This window comes from Micromonospora sp. NPDC003776, assembly GCF_053605645.1.
The window spans coordinates 1-4,700 of record NZ_JBSGJR010000546.1 but is presented as its reverse complement, the minus strand read 5'-3'; the positions used below and the strand labels follow the sequence as shown (position 1 = coordinate 4,700).

The 4,700-nt window shown below is 71.4% G+C and carries 2 protein-coding genes and 1 pseudogene; all 3 read right to left on the bottom strand.

Going from position 1 to position 4,700, the window contains the following annotated elements; genetic code table 11:
- Positions 1–186 (bottom strand): annotated as a pseudogene (locus ACWEVO_RS30500) (NrfD/PsrC family molybdoenzyme membrane anchor subunit); the annotation flags it as partial.
- Positions 183–1,226 (bottom strand): 4Fe-4S dicluster domain-containing protein, encoded by a 1,044-nt coding sequence (locus ACWEVO_RS30495; protein WP_452310920.1) that lies wholly within the window; start codon positions 1,224–1,226, stop codon positions 183–185. The gene ACWEVO_RS30495 and the pseudogene ACWEVO_RS30500, both read right to left, overlap by 4 nt.
- Positions 1,223–4,486, bottom strand: coding sequence for a formate dehydrogenase (gene fdh, locus ACWEVO_RS30490; protein WP_452310919.1), 3,264 nt, complete (start codon positions 4,484–4,486; stop codon positions 1,223–1,225). The genes ACWEVO_RS30495 and fdh overlap by 4 nt, the downstream gene beginning before the upstream one ends.
- Positions 4,487–4,700 lie beyond the last annotated feature (214 nt).

The window sequence follows — 4,700 nt, the reverse complement described above, 5'->3', positions numbered from 1 at the left end:
CCCGGCGCTGCCGTTCACCCCTGGTGTGCCGGGCCCACCCTCGGGCGCCGTGCCGGGCGGCGGGGTCACCTTCGGGCCGTGGCCGGCGTGCCCGCCGGTCCCGCCGAGGCGCTCCGGGCCTTCGGCGGCGAGCCGCTCGCGGAAGCGGCGGAACAGGTGGCCCACCGGGGCGCGTTCCGGACTCACGATGAACCTCCGACGAAGGCGGCGACCGCCGCTGCTGCCATGGCCAGGGCGGCCAGCCCGGCCCGCTTCCACATCTTCGGCAGGTCCCGGGTGGTGACCACCGGGTCCGGCGGCAGGCCGTACACCTCGGGCTCGTCGAGGAGCAGGAAGAACGCGCCGTCGCCGCCGACGCCGTCGGTGGGGTCGTGACCGTAGAGGCGGGCCTCCGGCACCCCCCGCTCGTGCAGGGTGGCGACCCGCTGCGCGGCGCGGTCCCGCAGCTCGTCGAGGGGGCCGAACTGGATGGACTCGGTCGGGCAGGCCTGCGCGCAGGCGGGGGTCTTCCCGGCGCCGAGCCGGTCGTAGCAGAGCGTGCACTTCCACGCCCGGCCGTCGCCCTTGCGCTGGTCGATCACCCCGTACGGGCAGGCGGAGATGCAGTAGCCGCAGCCGTTGCAGATGTCCTCCTGCACCACCACCGTGCCGAACTCGGTGCGGAACAGGCTGCCGGTCGGGCAGACGTCAAGGCACGCGGCGTGGGTGCAGTGCTTGCAGACGTCCGACATCATCAGCCAGCGGAAGTCGGTGCGGGACTCCGCCCCGGTGGCCCTGCCGGGCGGCTGCGCTCCGGGCATGCCGAGGAACTCCGGGCCGGCGGCCATCCGCGCGGCGGCCGCCAGCTGACCGGGGGGAAGGCCGGGGTTGGTGCCGGTGTCCGTCACCGTGCCGGCGGCGGCGGCCGCGTTGGCGGGGCTGGACGCCTCACCCGTCGGGTTGCCGGCGAACGGCGGGGTGCGATGCCCGGCCGGCCGAGGCTGCTCGATGAACGCGACGTGCCGCCACGAGTTGGCGGTCAGCGCGCCGGTGTTGTCGTACGACATGCCGAGCAGGTCGAACCCGGAGTCGGGAACGTCGTTCCACTCCTTGCAGGCGACCTCGCAGGCCTTGCAGCCGATGCAGACGCTGGTGTCGGTGAAGAAGCCCATCCGCGGCGGCGCCTCGACCCAGCCGGCGTCGGGGGCCGGGTCGAGCGGGCCGTACAGGCTGTTGGCCTCGATCATCCGACCTCCCGTTCGGACGCGTCGGTGGTGACGATCGGCGGGCGGCCGCCGGTCAGCCCGGCCCGGCGCCGGTAGTCGTCCACCAACTCCAGCAGGGCGTGTCCGGTCGGCCGGCGGCCGGGCCGGATGTCACACGTACCGACCTTGCTCTCCTGGATCAGCACGTTCGGATCCAGCGTGATGCCGAACAGGTCGTTGACCGAGTCGCCGGTGACGATTCCCTCCCGGCCGAAGTGGTACGGCAGCCACACCTGGTGGATCACCCGCCCGTCCAGGCGCAGCGGGGTGAGCCGGTCGGTGACCAGGACGCGTGCCTCGATCGCCGCCCGACCGCTGATCAAGTGCGCCCAGCCGAGGTGATCCAGGCCGAGCTCGCCCGCCAGCTCCGGCGAGACCTCGACGAACATCGCCGGCTGCAGCTCGGCGAGCCGGGCCACCATCCGGCTCATCCCGCCCGCGGTGTGGTGCTCGGTGAGCCGGCTGACCGTGAACACGTACGGGAAGACGTCGGAGTGCGCCTGCGGCGGGCTCGGGTTCACCGAGTTCACCGGGTTGTCGTAGACCTTGCGGGTCGGGTTGGCCTGCTGCCCGTACAGCGGGTTGCGCAGCGGGGACTCGGCCGGCTCGTAGTGCGTCGGCATCGGGCCGTCCTGCAGGCCGGTCGGCACGTACAGCCAGCCCTTCCCGTCGCCCTGCATGATGAACGCGTCGTCGCCGGCGAGCCCCTCGACACCGCTGGTGCCCTCCGGCGGCCGGTAGGTCGGCGGCTTCTTCTTCTCGAAGTCCGGCACGTCGTAGCCGGTCCACTCGCCCTTGCCGGCGTCCCACCACACGTACTTCTTGCGCTCGCTCCACGGCCGGCCGTCCGGGTCGGCCGAGGCGCGGTTGTAGAGGATGCGGCGGTTGGCCGGCCAGGCCCAGCCCCACTCGGCGGCCACCCAGTCCTGGTCGTGCCGGGACTTGCGCCGGGCGGCCTGGTTGACCCCGTCGGCGAACACGCCGGTGTAGATCCAGCAGCCGACGGCGGTGGAGCCGTCGTCCTTGGCCTCGGTGAACGCGGACAGCGGGCGGCCGGTCGCCACCTCGTACCCGTTGATCTCCTTGAGCACCGCCTCCGCGCTCGGTTCCGCTAGGTCCCCGTGCGTGGGGTAGTCCCAGGCGAGGTCGCGCACCGCGCGGTCACGGGGCTTGTCCGAGGCGGCCAGCTTCTCCCGGATGATCCGGCCGAGGTGGAAGAAGAACCACAGCTCCGAACGGGCGTCCGCCGGCGGGTCCAGCGCTTTCTCCCGCCACTGCAGCAGCCGCTGGGTCTGGGTGAAGGTGCCCTCCTTCTCCACGTGCGAGGCCGCCGGGATGAAGAACACCTCGGTACGGCACTCCTCCGGCACGATCTCGCCGGTCTCCACCTCCGGGCTGTTCTTCCAGAACGTCGCGCTCTCGATCATGAACAGGTCGCGGACGACCAGCCAGTCCAGGTTCGCCATGCCCAGCCGCTGCGCCTTGCCGTGCGCCGAGCCGACCGCCGGGTTCTGGCCGAGCAGGAAGTATCCCTTGACCTTGCCGTCGATCATGTTCAGCACCGTCTGGTACGTCCCGTGGTCGCCGGTCATCCGGGGCATGTAGCCGTAACAGAAGTCGTTCTCCGGCGTCGCCGCCTCACCCCAGTACGCCTTGAGCAGGCTCGCGCCGAACGCCCGGGCGTTGTCCCAGAAGCCCTTCTGGCCGGGGTGCCGGATGCTGTCCACCCAGTCGGTGAAGGTGGCGTGATCGGTGTAGTGCGGCATCGGGAGATAGCCGGGCAGTAAATTGAACAACGTCGGGATGTCCGTCGAACCCTGGATGCTGGCGTGGCCGCGCAGCGCCAGGACCCCGCCGCCGGGGCGGCCCATGTTGCCCAGCAGCAGCTGGATGATCGCGCCGGTGCGGATGTACTGCACGCCCACGCTGTGCTGGGTCCAGCCGACCGAGTAGATGAGCACCCCGGTGCGGTCCCTGCCGGAGTTCTCCGTCCAGGCGCGCGCCAGCTCCAGGAACTTCTCCTGCGGGATGCCGCAGGTCCGCTCCACCATCTCCGGCGTGTAGCGGGCGTAGTGCCGCTTGAGGATCTGGTAGACGCAGCGCGGGTGCTGCAGCGTCTCGTCCCGCTGCACCTGGCCGCCGACCGGCATGCCGTGCGACTCGTGCCGCAGGCCGGCCGCCGTCTCCCGCTCCTTGTGCGTGTCGCGGTCGCCGGAGTTCTGCTCGTGGCCCGCGTACTGCCAGCTGCGCTGGCCGTACGTGTTGGTCTCCGGGTCGTAGCCGGAGAAGAGGCCGTCCAGGTCCTCGGTGTCGGCGAACTCCTCGCTGACGATGGTCGCGGCGTTGGTGTACGCCACGACGTACTCCCGGAAGTCCAGCTCGTTGTCCAGGATGTAGCGCACGATGCCGCCCAGCAGCGCGATGTCGCTGCCCGCGCGGATCGGCAGGTAGGTGTCGGCCAGCGCGCTGGTACGGGTGAACCGCGGGTCGATGTGGAAGACCTTGGCTCCCCGCAGCTTCGCCTCCATCACCCACTGGAAGCCCACCGGGTGGGCCTCGGCCATGTTCGAGCCCTGGATGATGACGACGTCAGCGTTGGCGACGTCCTGCTGGAAGACCGTCGCGCCGCCGCGACCGAAGCTGGTCCCCAGACCGGGGACGGTGGCGGAGTGTCAAATACGCGCCTGGTTCTCGATCTGTAGTGCGCCGAGCGCCGTGAAGAGCTTCTTGATGAGGTAGTTCTCTTCGTTGTCCAGCGTGGCGCCGCCCAGGCTGGCGATGCCCAGGGTGCGGTTCAACGTCCGCCCCTGCTCGTCGGTGTCCTCCCAGGTGGCGTCGCGGGCGGCGATCACCCGGTCGGCGATCATGTCCATCGCCGTCTCGAGGTCGAGGTCCTCCCACTCCGTCGCGTACGGCCGGCGGTAGCGGACGGTAGTCTGCCGCAACGGACTGGTGACCAGATTCTTGCTGGCCGAGCCCTTCGGGCAGAGCCGACCGCGGGAGATCGGGCTGTCCGGGTCGCCCTCGATCTGGGTGACCTGGCCGTCCTTCACGAACACCCGCTGCCCGCAGCCCACCGCGCAGTACGGGCAGACCGAGCGGGCCATGCTGTCGGCCGTCTCGGTGCGCGCGGTCAGCGCGGCCGAACGGGCCGACTGAGCGGCGGCGCCCCGCCCGAGCGGGTCGGTGCCGGTGAGCTGCCGGTAGACCGGCCACCCCTCGATGAAGGTCTTCAGACCCATCCCGGACCCCCTTCCCCGCTGGCGGAAGCTGACCTTCTGAACATTAGGGCAGCCGACGGGGTCCCGCGAGTCGAGTCGCGGATCAGGTCGGACGTTCCCGGCACCAGGCGGCCGGCCGATCTGCGGGGTATGCGGTCAGCGTGGGTGGTGCAGAAACAGCGGCGCCCCGGCTTGTGGCCGGGGCGCCGCGGGGGGGGGGGGGGGAGGGGGGCGC